The sequence below is a fragment of the Sphingomonas cannabina genome, assembly GCF_021391395.1.
Classification (GTDB): domain Bacteria; phylum Pseudomonadota; class Alphaproteobacteria; order Sphingomonadales; family Sphingomonadaceae; genus Sphingomonas; species Sphingomonas cannabina.
In genome coordinates, this window is the sequence record NZ_CP090059.1 from 2,631,964 (window position 1) to 2,649,541 (window position 17,578).

The 17,578-nt window shown below is 67.4% G+C and carries 15 protein-coding genes and 1 tRNA gene; 8 read left to right on the top strand and 8 right to left on the bottom strand.

Annotated features, from left to right (window positions below; genetic code table 11):
• The gene (locus LZK98_RS12660; protein WP_233786574.1) at positions 1-180 is read left to right on the top strand and encodes a DUF2842 domain-containing protein; all 180 of its coding nucleotides are present in this window, start codon (positions 1-3) and stop codon (positions 178-180) included.
• A 23-nt stretch (positions 181-203) separates the two neighbouring features.
• Here LZK98_RS12660 and LZK98_RS12665 read toward each other — a convergent pair.
• Positions 204-280, bottom strand: a tRNA-Asp gene (locus LZK98_RS12665).
• 35 nt (positions 281-315) lie between these two features.
• Positions 316-1,452 carry an AI-2E family transporter gene (locus LZK98_RS12670; protein WP_233786575.1) on the bottom strand — a complete coding sequence of 379 codons (1,137 nt, stop codon included), beginning with the start codon at positions 1,450-1,452 and terminating at the stop codon, positions 316-318.
• Between the two features lie 233 nt (positions 1,453-1,685).
• Here LZK98_RS12670 and LZK98_RS12675 point away from each other — a divergent pair, with 233 nt between their 5' ends.
• Positions 1,686-3,170 carry an FGGY family carbohydrate kinase gene (locus LZK98_RS12675; RefSeq protein ID WP_233782742.1) on the top strand — a complete coding sequence of 495 codons (1,485 nt, stop codon included), beginning with the start codon at positions 1,686-1,688 and terminating at the stop codon, positions 3,168-3,170.
• Positions 3,171-3,176: 6 nt separating this feature from the next.
• Here LZK98_RS12675 and LZK98_RS12680 read toward each other — a convergent pair whose 3' ends face one another.
• Positions 3,177-4,883, bottom strand: coding sequence for a class I adenylate-forming enzyme family protein (locus LZK98_RS12680; protein WP_233786576.1), 1,707 nt, complete (start codon positions 4,881-4,883; stop codon positions 3,177-3,179).
• A 210-nt stretch (positions 4,884-5,093) separates the two neighbouring features.
• On the opposite strand from LZK98_RS12680, the gene LZK98_RS12685 reads away from it, so the two are divergent.
• The 6 genes from LZK98_RS12685 to LZK98_RS12710 all read left to right on the top strand — a co-directional run bounded on the left by LZK98_RS12685 (position 5,094) and on the right by LZK98_RS12710 (position 13,364).
• Entirely contained in the window at positions 5,094-6,314 is a 1,221-nt protein-coding gene (locus LZK98_RS12685) for a serine hydrolase domain-containing protein (protein WP_233786577.1), read from the top strand.
• Between the two features lie 95 nt (positions 6,315-6,409).
• A complete protein-coding gene (locus LZK98_RS12690) occupies positions 6,410-8,452 on the top strand; it encodes a 3-hydroxyacyl-CoA dehydrogenase NAD-binding domain-containing protein (protein WP_233782743.1) in 2,043 nt (680 codons plus the stop codon).
• Positions 8,453-8,582: 130 nt separating this feature from the next.
• Positions 8,583-9,899 carry an amidase family protein gene (locus LZK98_RS12695; protein ID WP_233782744.1) on the top strand — a complete coding sequence of 439 codons (1,317 nt, stop codon included), beginning with the start codon at positions 8,583-8,585 and terminating at the stop codon, positions 9,897-9,899.
• Positions 9,896-11,083 carry an acyl-CoA dehydrogenase family protein gene (locus LZK98_RS12700; protein WP_233782745.1) on the top strand — a complete coding sequence of 396 codons (1,188 nt, stop codon included), beginning with the start codon at positions 9,896-9,898 and terminating at the stop codon, positions 11,081-11,083. The genes LZK98_RS12695 and LZK98_RS12700 overlap by 4 nt, the downstream gene beginning before the upstream one ends.
• 130 nt (positions 11,084-11,213) lie before the next feature.
• The gene (locus LZK98_RS12705) at positions 11,214-12,341 is read left to right on the top strand and encodes an acyl-CoA dehydrogenase family protein (RefSeq protein WP_233782746.1); all 1,128 of its coding nucleotides are present in this window, start codon (positions 11,214-11,216) and stop codon (positions 12,339-12,341) included.
• Positions 12,342-12,467: 126 nt separating this feature from the next.
• Entirely contained in the window at positions 12,468-13,364 is an 897-nt protein-coding gene (locus tag LZK98_RS12710) for an acyl-CoA thioesterase (RefSeq protein WP_233782747.1), read from the top strand.
• A gap of 194 nt (positions 13,365-13,558) precedes the next feature.
• On the opposite strand, the gene LZK98_RS12715 is transcribed toward LZK98_RS12710, so the two are convergent.
• The 5 genes from LZK98_RS12715 to LZK98_RS12735 all read right to left on the bottom strand — a co-directional run bounded on the left by LZK98_RS12715 (position 13,559) and on the right by LZK98_RS12735 (position 17,545).
• Positions 13,559-13,801: a hypothetical protein gene (locus LZK98_RS12715; protein WP_233782748.1), complete on the bottom strand. Its 243-nt coding sequence runs from the start codon at positions 13,799-13,801 to the stop codon at positions 13,559-13,561.
• A gap of 254 nt (positions 13,802-14,055) precedes the next feature.
• On the bottom strand, positions 14,056-14,292 hold the full coding sequence (locus tag LZK98_RS12720) for a hypothetical protein (RefSeq protein ID WP_233782749.1): 237 nt from the start codon (positions 14,290-14,292) through the stop codon (positions 14,056-14,058).
• A gap of 318 nt (positions 14,293-14,610) precedes the next feature.
• Entirely contained in the window at positions 14,611-15,411 is an 801-nt protein-coding gene (locus LZK98_RS12725; RefSeq protein WP_233782750.1) for an SDR family NAD(P)-dependent oxidoreductase, read from the bottom strand.
• On the bottom strand, positions 15,411-16,460 hold the full coding sequence (locus LZK98_RS12730; protein ID WP_233782751.1) for a phosphotransferase family protein: 1,050 nt from the start codon (positions 16,458-16,460) through the stop codon (positions 15,411-15,413). Before LZK98_RS12730 ends, LZK98_RS12725 begins: the two co-directional genes overlap by 1 nt.
• Complete coding sequence (locus LZK98_RS12735; protein ID WP_233782752.1) at positions 16,460-17,545, bottom strand: Zn-dependent alcohol dehydrogenase; 1,086 nt, start codon at positions 17,543-17,545, stop codon at positions 16,460-16,462. The genes LZK98_RS12730 and LZK98_RS12735 overlap by 1 nt, the downstream gene beginning before the upstream one ends.
• Between the last annotated feature and the right edge of the window lie 33 nt (positions 17,546-17,578).

The window sequence follows — 17,578 nt, forward strand, 5'->3', positions numbered from 1 at the left end:
ATGTTCGCCCTGCTCGCCTATATCGCCGTCTGGGTGGTGCTGGTCGCCAGCTTCTCGGGCGTGATCGGCGCGCTCGCCTGGCCGCTGCAGCTGGTCATTTACCTCGTCGCCGGGATCGCCTGGATCGCGCCGCTGAAGCCGTTGCTGCGTTGGATGGAAACGGGCCGCTGGCGCGCCTGATTCCCGGTATCGATTACCAGGAATGGCGCGAGTGACGGGGCTCGAACCCGCGACCTCCGGCGTGACAGGCCGGCGCTCTAACCAACTGAGCTACACCCGCGTATCGCTGCGAGAGCGCGGCACCTAGAGCCCGCCCTACCCCCTGTCAACCGGTGTTTCGCCGCCTTTTTTCACGCGCAGCCGCGGCCCCTCGCTCTCGCCGTGCACCAGCGTACCGTGCTCGAACAGGAATCCGGCGATGTCGGGCTTGCCGGCGGCGTTCAGGATCGTCTGGATGATGATGAGCAGCGGGACCGCGAGCAGCGCGCCCGGCGTCCCCCACACCCAGCCCCAGAAGCTCAGCGAGATCAGGATCAGGATCGGGTTGATGGTCAGCCGGTGCCCGACGATGAACGGCGTCACCGCATTCGCCTCGAGCAGGTGGCAGCCGACCATGACCGCCGCCGGCAGCAGCGCCAGCCACAGATCGTCGAAGGTCATCAGGCCGCCGAGCGCGAGCAGCGCCGCCGCCAGGATCGGCCCGAAATAGGGGATATAATTGAGCAGCGCGACCACGCCGCCCCACATCAGCGGCGTCGGCATCCCGATCAGATAGAGCGCCGCGGCGACGATCAGCCCCAGCGACACGTTGATCGCGGTGATCGTGCCGAGATAGGCGGAGGTATCGTCGACCACGTCCTGGATCACGCGCGCGGTGGCGAGCGCGCCGCCGAAGCTGGTGCGGCTGGTGATCCACTTGCGCCGCGTCCGCGTCCAGCCCGCCAGGAAGAAGTAGACCACCAGCACGCCGTAGAACATCTCGATGAACGCCGACGGCGCCGAGGTCGCGAACAGCTCGACCACCGAGCGCGGCGGCGCGGTCGGCGCCACCACCGGCTGGCGGGCCGGGACCTCCGCCATCTGGCGCAGCGTCTTGTTCACCAGCTTCTCAAGGTTCGAGTAGAAATCGATCACCGGCGCGATGTTGGTCTGGATCTTGTCGATCCGCTCGGGAAGCACCCGCACCCATTGCCACGCCGGCACCACGATCGAGGCGAGCGCGATATTGGCCGCGATCAGGAACAGCAGCACGCAGATCAGCGCTGCGAGGCCGGAGGGGACATGATGTTCCTCCAGCCATTCGAGCAACGGCACCAGCGCGATCGCGACGACGATCGCGGCGGTGGTGGGCAGGAAGAACGACGATCCCGCCTGGAGCGCGAAAGGCAAGGCGACGACGAGCCCGACGCCGGCGATCAGCGTGAGTCCGGCGAGCAGGCGATCGCGCCGCAGGACCTCGACCTCCTCGGCGTCTCCCTTGCCGTGTGACGGAGGCGGCGCCGCCGCTGCAGTCGCCTCGACGATCGCGTCGGCGTCGGCTTTGCTGATCTTCGCCGGCTTCTCGTTCACGCAACACACCTTTCCGGCGGACTGTAGCGGCAATTCCCCGTCGGAGAAAAGCGGGCTCGGGGATTGGCTCCCCCTCGGATTTATGGATCAGCCGGAAATGCTTTAGCCTCCCTCTCATGACCGACCACCTGCTCGTCATCGACGAAGGCACCACCTCCACCCGCGCGATGTTGTTCGCCGCCGACGGCCGCTGCCTCGCCATGGCGCAGGAGGAACTGGAGCAGCATTACCCCCGCCCCGGATGGGTCGAGCATGACGCAGCGGAGATCTGGGCCAAGAGCGCCCGCTGCGCCGCGGCGATGGTCGAGCGCGCCGGCGGGGCCGAGTGCATCGCCGCGATCGGCATCACCAACCAGCGCGAGACGGTCGTGTTCTGGGACAAGCGCACTGGCGAGCCGCTCGCGCCCGCGATCGTGTGGCAGGACCGGCGCACCGCCGGGCTCTGCCGCCGGCTCAAGGAGCGCGGCGAGGAACCGGGCGTGCAGGCGCGCACCGGCCTGCTGCTCGATCCCTATTTCTCGGGCACCAAGATCGCCTGGGCCTATGATCAATGGCCGCAGCTGCGCGAGGCCGGCGATCGGCTCGCGGTCGGGACGGTCGAGAGCTGGCTGGTCTGGAAGCTGACCGCCAACGAGACTCGCGGCGGCCTCCACGTCACCGACGCCACCAATGCCTCGCGCACGCTGCTGATGGGGCTCGGCAGCGGGCAATGGGACGACGGGCTCACCGAACTGTTCGACGTGCCGCGCCGGGCCTTGCCGGAGATCGTCGACTGTGCCGGCCGCTTCGGCACCACAGCGCTGTTCGGCGGCGAGATTCCGGTCTCAGGCCTCGCCGGCGACCAGCAGGCGGCGACGATCGGCCAGTCCTGCCTCGCGCCCGGCGACAGCAAGGGCACGTTCGGCACCGGCGCCTTCGTGCTCACCCAATATGGCGCGCGCGTGCCCGTCTCGCGCAACCGGCTGCTCGCCACGGTCGCCTGGCAGCTCGGCGGGCGGCGCGCCTATGCGCTGGAGGGATCGGTGTTCGTCGCCGGCAGCCTGATCAAATGGCTGCGCGACAGCCTGGGCCTGATCGCCACCGCGGAGGAGACGGCGGCGCTGGCCGCGAGCGTCGCGGACAATGCCGGCGTCTATTGCGTCCCCGCTCTCTCCGGCCTCGGCGCACCCTGGTGGGAGCCGGAGGCGCGCGGCAGCCTGTCCGGCCTGTCCTTCACCGCGACGCGTGCGCACATCGTCCGGGCGGCGCTGGAGGCGATGGCGCACCAGGCGCACGACCTCAAGACCGCCTTCGCCGCCGACGGCGCCGACTGGTCGTGCCTTCGCATCGACGGCGGCATGGTCGCCAACGACTGGATGGCGCAGGACATGGCCGACATGCTGGGGATCGAGGTCGAGCGGCCCGCGTTCGCCGAGACCACCGGGCTCGGCGCGGCGATGCTGGCGGGCGTCGGCTGCGGCCTGTTCGCGAGCCTCGAGGAGGCGGCGGCGATGCGCGGCAGGGTCGAGACCTTCACGCCCCGGCTGGCCGAGGATGAGCGGCGAGCGCGGCTCGACGGATGGGCGCGTGCGGTGCGAAGCGTGATCGAGGGAGCGCGCTGAGCGACCCTATGCCGCTTCCTGCCCCGCGAACATCGCCTTCAACTCCTTCTTCAGGATCTTGCCGTTGGCGTTCCTCGGCAGCGTGTCCTTCACGAAGCGGACAGCGACCGGCACCTTGAACGCGGCCAGCCGGTCGCGGACCCATTGCTGGAGCTCGGCCTCGGTCGCCTGCGTGCCCGGCGCCAGATGCACCACCGCCACCGGCTCCTCGCCGAGCGTGCGGTGCGGCACGCCGATCAGCGCCGCATCGGTCACTGCCGGATGCGCGTAGAGCACATCCTCCACCTCGGATGAATAGATGTTCTCGCCGCCGCGGATGATGATGTCCTTGGCGCGGTCGACGATATAGCAGAAGCCTTCCTCGTCGAGCCGCGCGAGGTCGCCCGTGCGCACCCAGCCGTCGATGAAGGTCGCCGCGGTCGCCTCCGGCTTGTTCCAATAGCCCTTCACCACCATCGGTCCCTTGGCCCAGAGCTCGCCGACCTCGCCGACCGGCAGCTCGCGGGGAGCCTCGTCGTCGGCGGTCATGATCCTGAGGTCGGCGACCGGTACGGCCGGGCCGCAGCTCGTCGGGCGGTTGAGATAGTCCTCGGCGCCATGGCCGGTGACGGTCGCCATCGTCTCGGTCATGCCCCAGCCGTTGCCCGGCAGCGCGCCGAACTCGGTGTAGATGCGCTTCACCAGCTCCGGCGCCGAGGGCGCGCCGCCATAGGCGATCGATTCGAGCGAGGAGAGGTCGTACTTGTGGCGATCGGGATGCTCCAGCAGCTGCCAGGCGATCGTCGGCACGCCGCCGGTCAGGTGGACCTTCTCGCGCTCGATCAGCTCCATCGCCAGGACCGGATCCCATTTGCGCATGAAGATCAGCGTGTTGCCGACGGCGACGCAGCCCATCAGCGCCGCGCTGCACGCGGTGACGTGGAACAGCGGGATCACCGTCAGCACCGTGCGCGGCTCGGGCTGCGCCGGCATCTCGCCGCGCCTCAGCGCCGAGCGTGCGGTCGAATAGCCGCTCGACAGGATGTTGGTGCAGATGTTGCGGTGGGTGCCGAGTGCACCCTTGGGATGTCCCGTGGTGCCGCTGGTGTAGAAGATGGTGGCGTCATCGTCGGGCGCCAGCTCGACCTGCGGCAGCGTCGCCTGCGGCAGGTCCGGCCACGCCGAAGTCGGGCCGATCAGCTCGTCGAGCGACGAGGCGACGCCGTCGAGCGGCCCGCGCGCCCGGGTGACGATCACGCGCTCCAGGTCGGGCAGCCGCTCGTAACAATCTTTGAGCCTCTCGTGCCGCTCCCCATCGACGAACAGGATCTTCGAGCCCGAGTCGGCCAGGCCATATTCGAGCTCGCCGCCTGTCCACCACGCGTTGAGCGGCACGCAGATCGCGCCGATGCTGGTGATCGCGAAGAAGATCGTCGGCCACTCGGGCAGGTTGCGCGCCGCCAGCGCCACCCGGTCGCCCTTCTGCACGCCCATGTCCTGCAGCTTCGCGGCGAGATGCGCGACCGCCTTGAAATTGGCGGCGTAGGTGACCCGCTCGCCTTCATACACCGTGAAGACCCGGTCGCCGTGCAGCTGCGACGCCATGATCAGCAGCGCCAGCGTCGGCGGCGTCTGTTTCCACACCCGCGTCGGCACGCCGCGGATGTCGACCGCCTCCATCTCGAACTTGGTGCCCGGAGCAGTGAGCAGCGCGTCGGCCTGCGCGATGCTCATCTTCGGCCAGTCGGCGGGAAGCGCGATCAGGGGTTCGGTCGACACATCTCTCTCCACTCGAAATCCGGGTCACTCGAAACTCGGGTTTGTGCGTGACCGCCTCTTTTCACAAAGGTTAGTGTTGATTCACGCGACGCTCAAGGCAATAGAAGCGCCTCGCCTGCCGGACACGGCCGGAGCAACGATTTGAAACAGTGGTATGGAGGAGAGATGGAGCTGGCGCGGCCCGAGGATCACGGTTTCGACCGCGCCCGCCTCGCGCGAATCGATGCGCTGCTCGACGAGCGCTACGTCGCTTCCGGCAAGCTTCCCCACGCCCAGATCCTGATCGCCCGCGATGGCGAGATCGTCCATTTCGCCAGCCTCGGCGCCGCGCGCGAGGGCGGCGCGCCGGTCGACGAGACCAGCCTGTTCCGCATCGCCAGCATGACCAAGCCGATCACCTCGATCGCCTTCATGATGCTGGTCGAGGAGGGCAAGGTCGCGCTCGACACGCCGGTCCACCACATCCTGCCCGAGTTCAAGGGCATCGGCGTCTACGACGGCGGCGGTGGCGGCGTGCCCTTTGTCACCAAACCGACCGCCGAGCCGATGCGGATGGTCGACCTGCTCCGCCACACCTCCGGCCTCACCTATGGCTTCCAGAACCGCTCCAACGTCGATGCCGCTTATCGCGCGAGCAAGCTCGAGGCATGGTACGACAACCTCGATCTCGACGGCTTCGTCGCCGCGCTGGCTAAGCTGCCGCTCGAATTCTCCCCGGGCGAGGCATGGAACTATTCGGTGTCGACCGACGTGCTCGGCGCCGTCGTCCAGCGCATCGCCGGCAAGCCGCTGCCGGAGGTCTTCCGCGAACGCATCTTTGCCCCGCTCGGCATGGACGACACCTTCTTCCAGGTGCCGGCGGACAAGCTCCACCGGCTGACCGACTGCTACACCTTCGTGCCCGACAAGGGCCGCATCATGTACGATCGCGGCGAGGAGTCGGCCTGGGCCAGGCCCCAGACGCTGACCTCGGGCGGCGGCGGGCTGGTGTCGAGCGCGCTCGATTATCACCGCTTCTGCCGCATGTGCCTGAACGGCGGCGAGCTGGACGGCGTGCGGCTGGTCTCGCGCAAGACGATCGAGCTGATGACGCTCAACCACCTGCCCGGCAAATCCGACCTCGCCACCATGTCGCGCTCATTGTTCAGCGAGACCCAGAACGCCGGCACCGGCTTCGGCCTCGGCTTCGCGGTGACGCAGGATGTCGCGAAGTCGATGATCCCGGGCAGCGTCGGCGAATATTATTGGGGCGGCATGTTCTCAACCGCCTTCTTCATCGATCCGGTCGAGCGCGTCACCATGGTCTTCATGACCCAGATGTCGCCCTCCAATACCTATCCGATCCGGCGCGAGCTCAAGACGCTGATCTACTCGGCGTTGACCTAATTCCCACGCTCCTGCGGAAGCAGGAGCCCTGAGTTACCGGGCCGACGCGTGCGGCCACAGCTCCTGCTTCCGCAGGAGCACCAGAGGAGAAGAAGATGTCCACCACCTTGGCCGCTACCCCCGTCCGCACCGAACGCCACGACGACGTCCTCGTCATCATCTCCGACAACCCGCCGGTGAACGCGCTCGGCGCCGGGGTGCGCCAGGGATTGGACGCCGGCATCAAGGAAGCCGCCGCCGATCCGGCGATCAAGGCGGTAGTGATCCGCTGCGACGGCCGCACTTTCTTCGCCGGCGCCGACATCACCGAGTTCGGCAAGCCCCCGGTCGAGCCCTGGCTGCCCGCCGTGGTCGACGCGATCGAGGCGCTCGACAAGCCGGTGGTGGCGGCGATCCACGGCACCGCGTTCGGCGGCGGCTGCGAGGTGGCGCTCGGTTGCCATTACCGCATCGCCGTGCCCTCGGCGAAGCTCGGCACGCCCGAGGTCAAGCTCGGCCTGCTCCCCGGCGCGGGCGGCACCCAGCGCATTCCGCGTATCGCCGGCGTCAAGCTGGCGCTGGAGATGACCGCGCTCGGCGACCCGATCTCCGCCGAACGGGCACTCGACGCAGGTCTCATCGACCGCCTCGCCGGCGAGGACAGCCTGGAGCCCGATGCGGTCACCTTCGCCCGCGAAGTCGCCGACTGGCGCCCCCTGCCCCGCGCCTCGGAAAAGAGCGTGACGCCCGATCCCGAGGCGGTCGAGGCATTCAGACAAGCCAACGCCCGCCGCTTCCGCGGCTTCGAGGCGCCGTTCGCCAACATCGCCTGCGTCGAGAAGGCGGCGTCCGGCGCGAGCTTCGCCGACGGCATCGCCTTCGAGCGGCAGGAATTCATGAAGCTGATGATGGGCACCCAATCGGCCGCCCAGCGCCATATCTTCTTCGCCGAGCGCAAGGCCTCGAAGATCGACGACGTGCCCGAGGACACCAAGCTGCGCGACATCCGCAAGGTCGGCGTGATCGGCGCCGGCACGATGGGCGGCGGCATCAGCATGAACTTCCTGTCCGCCGGCATCCCGGTGACGATCGTCGAGATGGCGCAGGAGGCGCTCGATCGCGGCACGGCCACGATCCGCAAGAACTACGAGGCCACGGCCGCCAAGGGCCGCATCACCGCCGCGCAGGTCGAAAAGGCGATGGGCCTGCTCACTCCCACGCTCGACTTCGACGCCCTCGCCAACTGCGACCTCGTCATCGAGGCGGTCTATGAGAGCATGGACGTCAAGAAGGAGGTGTTCGGCAAGCTCGATCATGTAGCCAAGCCCGGTGCGATCCTCGCCTCCAACACCAGCTACCTCAACATCGACGAGATCGCCGCGGCCATCTCACGGCCTGAGGATGTGCTGGGGATGCACTTCTTCTCGCCCGCCAACGTGATGAAGCTGCTCGAGGTCGTGCGCGGGGCGAAAACCGCACCCGACGTGCTGGCGACGGTGATGGCGCTCGCCAAGACGATCCGCAAGGTCGCGGTGGTCGCCGGCGTCTGCTTCGGCTTCATCGGCAACCGCATGCTGATGCCGCGTCAGATCGAGGCCAACAAGCTCCTGATGGAGGGCGCCAGCCCCGAGCAGATCGACAAGGTCCATGTCGAGTTCGGCATGCCGATGGGCCCCTTCCAGATGAGCGACCTCGCCGGCGTCGACATCGGCTGGCACCGCGACCCGACCCGCATCGAAAGCATCCGCGACGCGCTCTGCGCCGAGGGCCGCTGGGGCCAGAAGAAGGGCGCGGGCTTCTACGACTATGACGAGAAGCGCAATCCGACGCCGTCCCCGCGCGTCGCCGAGATCATCGAGGAGTTCCGCAAGAAGACCGGCACGCCCCAACACGCGGTGACCGACGAGGAGATCGTCGAGCGCACGCTCTACCCGATGGTCAACGAGGGCGCGAAGATCCTTGCCGAAGGGATGGCCCAGCGCGCGTCGGACATCGATGTGGTGTGGATCTACGGCTACGGCTGGCCGGTCTATCGCGGCGGGCCGATGTTCTGGGCGAACACGGTGGGGCTCAAGGCGATCGTCGACGGGCTGGAGAAGCACGGCTTCGACGTGGCCCCGCTGCTGCGCGAGAAGGCGGAGAAGGGGGAACGGTTCTGATGGAGGTGTCACGGTTAGCCCTCTCCCCTCCGGGGAGAGGGTTGGGAGAGGGGCAGTGCGGCAGGCGATGGTCTCTGCGAGACCCCCACCCCTCTCCCAACCCTCTCCCCAAAGGGGAGAGGGCTAAGTGATGAAAACCGCCCGCGAAACCGTCGCCGCCATCGCCGCTGGCGAAACCTCCGCCCGCGCCGAGGTTGAATCCGCCATCGCCCGCATCGAATCCGGCGACGCCGCGATCAACGCCGTCGTCGTCCGCGATTTCGACCGCGCTCGCGCCGCCGCCGACGCGGCCGACCGCCGCATCATGGAGGGCGAGCGCACCCCGCTGCTCGGCCTGCCGATGACGGTGAAGGAAAGCTTCGACGTCGCCGGTCTCCCCACGAGCTGGGGATTCGTCGAGCATCGCGACTATGTGCCCACGGCCGATGCGGAGGCGGTGAAGCGCCTCAGGAACGCCGGCGCGATCATCCTCGGCAAGACCAACGTGCCCCCCGCGCTCGCCGACCTCCAGGCCGACAACCCTGTCTACGGCCGCACCAACAACCCCCACGATCCCGAGCGGGTCGCGGGCGGCTCCTCCGGCGGCTCGGCGGCCGCGCTGGCAGCCGGCTACGTCGCGCTGGAACTGGGCTCCGACATCGGCGGCTCGATCCGCGTCCCCGCCGCCTTCAACGGCGTCTGGGGCCACAAGCCGACCTATGCCGCCCTCTCCTCCGAAGGCCATCATTTCCCCCGTACCGACGGCGCCCGCGCGGCGATGGCGGTGATCGGCCCGCTGGCGCGCGATCCGGACGATCTCGCCCTCGCGCTCGACATCCTGGCCAGCCAGCCGCTCCCCAGACCCGCTCCGCGCGAGCCTGGCGAATGGCGCGTGCTGATCCTTGACGGCCACCCTTCCGCCAAGGTCGCCGCCCCGATCCGCGACGCGCTCGATGCCCTTGCCCGCGCCTTCGAGCGCGTCGGCGCGCGTATCGACCGCGACAGCCCGCTGCTCCCCGACCTCGCCGAGCAGCACCGCCACTACATGCACATGCTGAACATCGCGATCACCCGCGGCATCCCGCCCGAGGGAAAGCCGGCGCCGACGCTGGCCGAATGGTTCGGCCTCAACGACCACCAGGCCCGCAACCGCCGCCGCTGGAACCGCCTGTTCGCCGACTATGACGCGGTGATCACGCCAACGCTCGGCATCACCGCCTTCCCGCACGACCCGACCCCGCTCGCCGAACGCCAGCTGGTGATCGACGGCGAGCCCACGCCGTTCGGCGCGCAGTTCGCCTTCCCCGGCCTCGCCACCTTCCCGATGCTGCCCGCGACCAGCGTGCCGATCGCCGTCGATCCCGACGGCCTGCCGATTGGCGTTCAGGTGATCGCCGACACGCTCGCCGACCACACCGCGATCGCCGTGGCCAAGGCCGCGCACGACCTGATGAGGACTGAGAGATGACCGACCTCGACACCTTCCGCACGGAGACCCGCGCCTGGCTGGAGGCGAACTGCCCGCCGTCGATGCGTGAGCCGGCGCATGGCGAAGCCGACATCAACTGGGGCGGCCGCAAGGCGGATTACTCGAAGAACCCCGATCAGAAGCTGTGGATGGACCGCATGGCCGAGCGCGGCTGGACGGTGCCCGACTGGCCGAAAGCGTACGGGGGCGGCGGCCTTTCCCCGGCCGAGACCAAGATCCTGCGCGAGGAGATGGCCCGTCTCAAGTGCCGCAACCCGCTCAACAGCTTCGGCATCTCGATGCTCGGCCCGGCGCTGCTCAAATACGGTACCGAGGACCAGAAGCTCGAGCACCTGCCGAAGATCGCCCGCGGCGAAATCCGCTGGTGCCAGGGCTATTCGGAGCCCAACGCCGGCTCCGATCTCGCCGGCCTCCAGACCTGGGCCGAGGACGCAGGCGACCATTATGTCGTCAACGGCCAGAAGGTCTGGACCAGCTACGCCGACAAGGCCGACTGGATCTTCTGCCTAGTCCGCACCTCGAAGGAATCGAAGCAGGGCGGCATCAGCTTCCTCCTGTTCGACATGGAGAGCCCCGGCGTCTCGACCAGGCCGATCCTGCTGATCTCCGGCTATTCGCCCTTCTGCGAGACCTTCTTCGACAATGTGAAGGTGCCCAAGGCGAACCGCGTCCATGACGAGAACAAGGGATGGGACGTCGCCAAATACCTGCTCGGCCACGAGCGCGAGATGATCTCGGGCATGGGTCTCGGCTCCGGCAGTGGCAATCCGCTGATCGAGGGCGCGATCGCGACGATCGGCCTCGACGCCGACGGCCGCCTCGCCGACCCGCTGCTGCGCGCCCAGATCGCGCTGTTCGAGGTGCGGGCGAAGGCGTTCGCCGCGATGTCCGAGCGGTTCATCGACGAGCTCAAGGCGGGCAAGGCGCATCCCGCCCAGCCCTCGATGATGAAATACTACGGCACCGAGCTCAACAAGACGCGCCACGAGCTGATGATGGCCGCGGGCGGCTCCGACGCGCTCGAATGGGAAAGCGATGCCTCGCACCACGGCGCTGCAGCCCGGGCGTGGCTCAGGACCAAGGCCAATTCGATCGAAGGCGGCACCAGCGAGATCCAGCTCAACATCGTCGCCAAGCGGATCCTGGAGCTGCCCGGAGCGTGACATATACAAGCCCTCTCCCCCTTGGGGAGAGGGTTGGGAGAGGGGTTGGGGTCTCACCGAGACCAGCGCCCGCGGCACCGCCCCTCTCCCCAACCCTCTCCCCAAAGGGGAGAGGGAGCAGGAGATAGCAATGCCCCTCTACCTCAACGACGAACAGACGATGCTCCGCGACACCGCAAAGGATTTCGTCGCCGAGCACGCCCCGGTCAGCCACCTCCGCGCCCTGCGCGACGCGAACGACCCCACCGGCTTCAGCCGCGACCTGTGGAAGCAGTTCGCCGAGATGGGCTTCACGGGCATCCTGATCCCGGAGACGGACAGCGGCCTGGGCCTCGGCCATGTCGAAGCCGGCGTGGTGCTGGAGGAGGTCGGCCGCAACCTTTCCCCATCCCCCTTCCTCACCACCGCCGTCGCCGCGGTCGAGGTGCTAAACGGCACCGCCCACGCCGCTCGCTGGTTCCCCGGCATCCTTACCGGCGACACCGTCGCCGCTCTCGCGATCGACGAAGGCCCAAAGCATCGCAATCATTTCGCCGTGAAGGCGGAGCGTTCCGGCAACGGTTTCAAGCTCAGCGGCAAGAAGCAATTCGTCACCCACGGCCACGTCGCCGACCTCATCATCGTCGCCGCCCGTACCGCCGGCACGCCTGCGGACAAGGACGGCCTCACCCTGTTCGCCGTGCCGAAGGGCGCCGCCGGCCTCACCGCGACACCCGAGCGCCTGGCCGACTCCAGCCTCGCCGCCCGCCTGGACTTCGACGGCGTCGAGCTCGATGCCGACGCGGTGATCGGCGAGGTCGATGCCGGCCGCGATCCGCTGCGCCGCCTGATGCACGCCGCACGCGCCGGCGCCTCGGCCGAGCTGCTGGGCGTCGGCGGCGGCGCGATGGACATGACGATCGGCTATCTGAAGGAACGCAAGCAGTTCGGCCTGCCGATCGGCAGCTTCCAGGCCCTCCAGCACCGCGCCGCCCATCTCTATTCGGAAATGGAGGTCGCCCGCGCCGCCACGCTCAAGGCCCAGCAGCTACTCGATGCCGGCGACGACAAGGCGGCGGAGGCGGTGTCGGTCGCCAAGGCGATGACGGGCCTCGCCACCACGCTCGCGGTGCAGGAAGGCATCCAGATGCACGGCGGCATCGGCATGACCGACGAGTTCGACATCGGCTTCTACATGAAGCGGGCGCGCGTGCTTGCGGAGATGTTCGGCGACGCAAACTTCCACGCCGACATTCTGGCAAAGAATGCCGGCTACTGACCCTTCCCCCTTCGCCCTGAGCTTGTCGACCCGGAGGGCGAGCTTGCTCAACGGCCGCCCTTCTTTCTATCGAAGGGGAGAAGAGAGAACGGTGCTTCGACAAGCTCAGCACGAACGGAAGTAACAATGGCCGACGACGAACTCCCCAAACCCCGCCGCACCGATGCGGAGATCGTCGCCGAGCTGGTGACCCTGCTCGAGGTCGAAGAACTCGACACCGACCTCTACCGCGGCTCGCGCCAGCCCGGCGGACGCGGCCGCGTGTTCGGCGGTCAGGTGATCGCACAGGCGCTGCAATCCGCGCAGCGCTCGGTCAGCGAGGGCAAGATCGCCCATTCGCTCCACGCCTATTTCATGCGACCGGGCGACGAGGACTATCCGATCATCTACCGCGTCGTCCGCGACTTCGAAGGACGAAGCTTCGCCACGCGCCGCATCATCGCCATGCAGCGCGGCCAGCCGATCCTCAACATGGCTGCCTCGTTCCAGCTTCCCGAGGAAGGGCTCCACCACCAGGACGCGATGCCGGATGTCCCACCGCCCGAGGAGCTAAGGACCGAGCAGGAGCTTCGCCGCGAGGCGATCGACGAAATCCCGGAAAAGCTGCGTCCCTTCTTCCTCCGCCGCCGCCCGATCGAGATCCGCCCGGTGGCGCCCCGGTCCTGGCACAAACCGGAAAAGTCGGAACCCGCCCATCAAAGCTGGTTCCGCGCGATCGCACCGCTTCCCGATGATCCCGCGCTGCATCGCGCGGTGATTTCCTATGCCTCCGACATGATGCTGCTCGGCACGGCGATGCTGCCGCACGGCGTCACCTGGATGACGCACAATATGCAGACCGCCAGCCTCGACCATGCCGTGTGGCTGCACGAACCGGCCCGCGCGGATGAATGGCTGCTCTATGTCACCGACAGCCCCTGGTCCGGCCACGCCCGTGGCTTCAACCGCGGCAAGATCTACGATCGCGGTGGCCGCCTTGTTGCAAGCACCGCCCAGGAAGGCCTCATCCGCCTGCGCGGATAAAATTCCATCGGGCTGAAGCTTGTGCTCCCGTGAAAGCAGGAGCCTTGGATCTCGGAGCGTTCGCTTGCGGCCTGAGCTCCTGCCTTCGTAGGAGCACTGGCAGTATTTCCATTCGGACAGGACGGCCCCTGACCATCAAAAGAAAAAGGCCGCCGGAACAACCGGCGGCCTCAATCGGTCAATGACCGGAATTCTCAGTTGCTGTCGGAATCGTCGTCGTCATCGACCGCGATGATGATCGCACCGGCGCCGATCGCAAGGGCGCCGACGACAGCGGCCCAGGCTCCGGGAGCAAGCCGCGACTTGCCGTCGGTCTGCGACGACGCGCGAACCTGCGGCGCGTTGGCGACCGAAAGCTTCGCAGCCGGATTGGCAAGCGCCGGCGTCGCCATCAAGGACAGCGCGATCGCAGCGGATGTCATAAGCCTGATACGCATAATAAAGTAACCCCTTCGGCGGTTGAACCCTCAAGGCGATTCGTAACGCAACTCGCCCACTCGAGTTCCACGGAACCGGGCGAGCCTCACTGTGCAGTCATCTTCTGCACCGCACAAAATATCCCAACTAAGATACCAACGCAAGCTTAACTGGACAAAAGAAAATCGCCCGGCGACCGAAGGATAACCTTCACCCACCGGACGATCCCTCAGGCCGCGCCTGTGAACGCGGCCAATGTCATGCAACTGTCAGATCAGTTGCTGTCCGACTTATCGTCGTCATCGGCGATGATGATGATGCCGGCGATGATTGCCACAGCCGCGAGGCCGATCAGCACGCCCGACCCGATGTGCGACGCCTTGTCGGCGGGCGACGAGGCGCGAACCTGCGACGCCTTGGCAACCGACAGGCGAGCCGCCGGATTCGCGAGCGCCGGGGTGGCGATGAGAGACATGGCAATGGCGGCTGACGTCAGAAGTCTGGCGCGCATAAAAAACAGCCCCTTTCGAGAGTGATAACTCGGATGAAATCGCTTACGCAGTTACAGGCTCGGGCCCTGCCGGACCGTCGCAACGACGCCCAGCCCAAGCCAGACGACGGGGGTTCGCTTAACGCAAAGCAGCTTCCACCACAAGCTTGCTACGGATCGAAATCCCGAATTCGACACGCCCGGTCGCGAAAATGCCGGCCCATGCGGAATCGTATCTGGTGTCGAGACGTGCTTTGACAGCATTCGGCAAAGAATGGACACCGATTGTTACTGTCCGTTAACAATCTGCACCGGATCGGATCCATCGCCTGGGATCGGCTACACCGCCGGCTTGCCGAATTCCTGGCGCGTCACCGGATGGCTCGACGACAGGCCGCCATCGACCGCGATCGCCTGACCGTTGATATAGCTGGCGTCGTCGGACGCGAGGAACAGCGCGGTGCGCGCGATCTCCTCGGGCACGCCATAGCGCCCGAGCGGATTGAGCCGGCCGACCTTGTCGAGCTTGCCGGCCTCGCGCGCATAGTCGAACACGCGCTGCGTCATGCCCGTCTCGATCAAGCCGGGACAGATCGCATTGACGCGCACGCCGGTCCCGGTGAGCTGCTGCGCCGCGGTCTGGACGAGGTTGATCACGCCCGCCTTTGATGCCGAATAGGCCGGTCCACCTGCGCCCGAGCGGATGCCGGCGACGCTGGCGGTGCAGACGATCGCACCCTTGCCCCGTTTGATGATCTCCGGGGCGCCATGCTTGATCGCCAGGAACGGTCCGATCAGGTTGACGCGCAGCACCTCCGTCCACAGTTCGACCGAGGACTCGAAGATGCCGGCCATGCCGCCGGAGATGCCGGCATTGGCGTAGATCACGTCAAGGCCGCCGTACCGCTCGACCGCCAGCGCGACGGTGCGCACGACACCCTCCTCGCTGCCGGCATCCATCTGGATCGCGGTTGCCGTCCCGCCCGCGGCGGCGATGAGCTCGACCGTCTCGTGCACCGCTTCGGTCCGGTCGGCGGCGATCACCCGGCCACCCTCCTCTGCGAACAACCGGGCCGAGGCGCGGCCGATGCCCGATCCCGCACCGGTGACGATGATCGATTTGCCCGAAAAGCGCGCCATCAGATGCCTCCCGCCTTCTCCGCGAATGCCCATGCGCTCCTCGCCAGCATCGGCACGCGCGCCCCCGCTTCCTCGGCCTGCGCATTCGACGCATTGCCCGTCAGCACGCGCTTCTTGATCCCCTGCACGATTCCCATCAGCCGGAACTGGCAGAAGGCGAAATACCAGTTGAGATCCGGCACCCCGTCCAGCCCGGTCGCAGTGCAATAGCGCTCGACCATCTCCTCGATCGTCGGAATGCCGCTGTCGCGCCCCGCAAGGCCGCCCACGGTGGCGGCCCCATTCGCTGGCATCGCCCAGTTGATCAGCAGATAGCTGAAGTCCGCCATCGGGTCGCCGAGCGTCGACAGCTCCCAGTCGAGCACCGCCCTCACCCGCGCCTCTCCATCGGCGAAGATCATGTTGTCGATGCGATAGTCGCCGTGGACGATCGCGGTGCGTTTCTGCTCGGGCAGGGTGCGCGGCAGCCACTCGATCAGCCGCTCGGCCTCCGGAATGTCGTCGGTTTGCGCGAGCCGGTACTGCTTGGTCCAGCGCCCGACCTGCCTCTCGAAGTAACTTCCCGGCTTTCCGTAATCGTTTAAGCCAACTTTATCATAGTCGATATTATGAAGCTGGGCGAGACGGTCGACGATTTCGTGATAGATCGCGGTGCGCTGCTCGGGCGTGTGATCAGGCAAGGCGCCGTTCCAATAGGTGACGCCCTCCACCAGCTCCATCACATAGAAGGCGGAGCCGATGACGCTCTCGTCCTCGCACAGTCCGTAGGGCCGAGCGACCGGAAAGCCGGTCGGATGCAGGCCGGAGATCAAGCGATATTCACGGTCGACCGCGTGGGCGGACGGCAGCAGCGGTCCGAATGGCTTGCGCCGCAGCACATAGGGACCACTCGGCGAATCAATACGATAGGTCGGATTGCTCTGGCCGCCCGGGAACTTGGCGTAGCGGAGCGGTCCGCGGAAGCCGGCGACGTTCGCCTCCATCCACGCGGTCAGTTGGCCGGTATCAAGGTCGTCGACCTGCTCCAGTTCGGTCCGCCGCTCCGCCATCATGCGAACTCGATCACCGACCGGACGCTGTCGCCCTGGCGCAGCTTGTCGAACGCGTCATTCACATCCTCCAGCCTGATCCGCTCGGCGACCATCGTGTCGAGGTCGAGCTTGCCGTCGAGGTAGAGCCGCACCAGCCGCGGCATGTCGATCGGGAAGCGCGTCGATCCGGCCAGCGAACCCTGGATCTTCTTGGCGCTGAGGAAGGTCGGCCCCGGCAGGTTCACCGTCACCCCCGGCGCGATCATGCCGAGGATCGTCGCGGTGCCCCCACGGCGCAGGATCGTCCAGGCCAGTTCGGCGGTGTTCCCCCGCCCGACCGCCTCGATTGCGTAGTTGACCCCGCCGTCGGTCAGCTTCAGCACCTGCTTGACCAGGTCGTCGGCATTGGCGTCGAGCGCATGGGTCGCCCCCATCTTCAATGCGATTTCGCGCTTCTCCGGCACCGGATCGATCGCGATGATCGTCTGCGCGCCCGCGATCTTGGCGGCATTGACCGCGCTGAGGCCGATGCCCCCCGCCCCCACTACCGCGACGCTGTCGCCGGGCCGCACGTCGCTGTCGTGGAAGATCGCACCGGCACCGGTCATCACCGCGCAGCCGAGTAGCGCCGCCCGGTCGAGCGGCATCGCCTTGTCGATCGCGACGCAGGCGTTCTCGTGGATCAGCATCCGCTCCGCGAAGGCGGACAGGTTGAGGTAATGCGCGATCGGCGTCCCGTCGGTCAGCTTCAGCCGCGGCTCGGCGCCCTCGGGCCGGCGCACCGACGCGTCGACGCACAGCGACGGACGGCCCGAGACGCAGAACTCGCATGAGCCGCAGAAAGCGGTGAAGAAACTGATGACATGATCCCCCGGCTTCAGCCGCGCGACGTCGCTGCCGACCGCCAGCACCACGCCGGCCGCCTCATGCCCCGGCACCGTCGGCATCGCGTGCGGATAGACGCCGTCGACGAAATGCAGGTCCGACCGGCACACCCCGCACGCCGCCGTCTGCACCAGCACCTCGCGCGGGCCGGGATCGGCGACGATCACCTCCTCGATGCGGAGGGGCTGCTTCGGCTCGAACAGGACGGCTGCTTTCACTTTCATCCTCTCCCTTCGTCACCCCGGCCTTGT

Coding starts and splice junctions, on each gene's coding strand:
- LZK98_RS12660 (WP_233786574.1), top strand. CDS start 1: ATGTTCGCCCTGCTCGCCTATATCGCCGTCTGGGTGGTGCTGGTCGCC.
- LZK98_RS12675 (WP_233782742.1), top strand. CDS start 1,686: ATGACCGACCACCTGCTCGTCATCGACGAAGGCACCACCTCCACCCGC.
- LZK98_RS12680 (WP_233786576.1), bottom strand. CDS start 4,883: ATGAGCATCGCGCAGGCCGACGCGCTGCTCACTGCTCCGGGCACCAAG.
- LZK98_RS12685 (WP_233786577.1), top strand. CDS start 5,094: ATGGAGCTGGCGCGGCCCGAGGATCACGGTTTCGACCGCGCCCGCCTC.
- LZK98_RS12690 (WP_233782743.1), top strand. CDS start 6,410: ATGTCCACCACCTTGGCCGCTACCCCCGTCCGCACCGAACGCCACGAC.
- LZK98_RS12695 (WP_233782744.1), top strand. CDS start 8,583: ATGAAAACCGCCCGCGAAACCGTCGCCGCCATCGCCGCTGGCGAAACC.
- LZK98_RS12700 (WP_233782745.1), top strand. CDS start 9,896: ATGACCGACCTCGACACCTTCCGCACGGAGACCCGCGCCTGGCTGGAG.
- LZK98_RS12705 (WP_233782746.1), top strand. CDS start 11,214: ATGCCCCTCTACCTCAACGACGAACAGACGATGCTCCGCGACACCGCA.
- LZK98_RS12710 (WP_233782747.1), top strand. CDS start 12,468: ATGGCCGACGACGAACTCCCCAAACCCCGCCGCACCGATGCGGAGATC.
- LZK98_RS12715 (WP_233782748.1), bottom strand. CDS start 13,801: ATGCGTATCAGGCTTATGACATCCGCTGCGATCGCGCTGTCCTTGATG.
- LZK98_RS12720 (WP_233782749.1), bottom strand. CDS start 14,292: ATGCGCGCCAGACTTCTGACGTCAGCCGCCATTGCCATGTCTCTCATC.
- LZK98_RS12725 (WP_233782750.1), bottom strand. CDS start 15,411: ATGGCGCGCTTTTCGGGCAAATCGATCATCGTCACCGGTGCGGGATCG.
- LZK98_RS12730 (WP_233782751.1), bottom strand. CDS start 16,460: ATGGCGGAGCGGCGGACCGAACTGGAGCAGGTCGACGACCTTGATACC.